Origin of the sequence: Streptomyces sp. NPDC059456 (assembly GCF_042750055.1) — a bacterium.
Classification (GTDB): Bacteria; Actinomycetota; Actinomycetes; order Streptomycetales; family Streptomycetaceae; genus Streptomyces.
Genome location: NZ_JBHYVA010001122.1, coordinates 1 through 1,341 on the forward strand (window position 1 = coordinate 1; position 1,341 = coordinate 1,341).

Annotated in this window: 1 protein-coding gene and 2 pseudogenes; all 3 read right to left on the reverse strand. The window is 76.7% G+C overall.

The window, feature by feature from the left end; all coding sequences use genetic code 11:
* Nucleotides 1–232 (reverse strand): annotated as a pseudogene (locus tag ACFXA3_RS42635) (hypothetical protein); the annotation flags it as partial.
* Nucleotides 233–259: 27 nt separating this feature from the next.
* Nucleotides 260–319 (reverse strand): annotated as a pseudogene (locus tag ACFXA3_RS42640) (hypothetical protein); the annotation flags it as partial.
* A gap of 3 nt (nucleotides 320–322) precedes the next feature.
* A partial coding sequence (locus ACFXA3_RS42645) for a tetratricopeptide repeat protein (RefSeq protein ID WP_385196939.1) occupies nucleotides 323–1,341 on the reverse strand: 1,019 nt, incomplete at its 5' end.

Sequence of the window (1,341 nt, forward strand, 5' to 3'; positions counted from 1 at the left end):
GACCGGGCCGGGCCGCCGGCTCCGCGGCAGGGCCGCCGGCCGGTTCCGCCTGCGCCGGCCATCCGGCGGTGTCGCCGACCAGCGTGGGCGCCGCCCCGGCCGCGACGCTGCCCCACCCGGGCGCGGGGTCCGCGAGGGCGTAGCCCCCCGTCGGGCCCGCCGGGGCGGGCGGGAGCGTCGGGATCGGGAGCGTCGGATCGTCCCGGGACGCGAGAGGGGGAACGGCGGACACGGGCGAGCCGCAGACGCCGCAGAAACGGTCACCCTCCTCAAGGGGCTCCGCACAGCTGGGGCAGCCAGACGGCCGATGCATCGACATCACTCACACCCACGTCCGGGGACGGAAACGGTTTGCCCGCTCCACCAGTTCGATCCTGTCCTCGCCCCGCTGCGCCAGCCGCGCGAGGACGCGGTACGAGCGCTCCAGGCCGAAGCGCAGGCCCCGCTCGTCCAGTTGACTGCCGAGCAGCGAGGTCCGGCCGGGGTCGGAACCCCGGCTACCCGACAGTACCCAGTCCAGGGCCGAGCCCAGAACCTCCGTCGACAGCCGTTCGTGGCGCACCGCGTCCAGGCCGAACCGCTCCAGGGCCTCCACCTGCGCGGCAGCCGCCGCGAGATCGGGCAGCAGGGCCTCTTCGGGAGACCGGTCGCGCAGGCGTGCCCGTACCGCCGCCACCCGTGCGGCGGTGTAGTGGATCGATGCCTCCGGCACGGACTCCAGGGTGTGCACGGCCCCGGGCCGGTCGCCCGCGGCGAGTTGGACGCGCGCCAGCCCGAAGGCCGCACTGACGAACCCCGGATCGGTGATCCAGACCAGCCGGTAGTACTCGGCGGCGTTGTCCAACTGCCCCAGGATCTCGGCGCACAGGCCGAGCGCCAGCTTCGGCGCGGGCTCGCCCGGGAAGGCGTCGTAGATGGCGTCGAACGACAGGGCCGCTATCTCGTCGTCACCGGTGGCCAGCGAGGAGACCCCGCGGGCCCACACCACCCGCCAGTCGTCGGGATGCCGGCCTTCCAGATCGGCCAGGGCGCCGCCGGCCGCGGCGAGTTCGCCGAGCTCCAGCCGGGCCCGCAGCTCGCGCAGCCGCAGCTCGGCCGAGTCGGCGGGCGCCGAGCGCAGCGCGCCCAGCAGATCCCCCGGCGCAGTGGCCAGCAGTCCGGCCAGGAAGCCGGCGTTGGGGTCGCCCGAGTCCACCAGCGGTACCGGCAGGGCCAGCGCCATCTCCCGCGCGTCGAGCGCGGCCAGCTCGGTGGGCCGCACGGCCGGCACCGGAGCGGACGCCGCGGGGTGTCCCCCGGCGCGCCCCAACCGGGCGCCCGCCCGGCCCGGGCCGGGGGCCC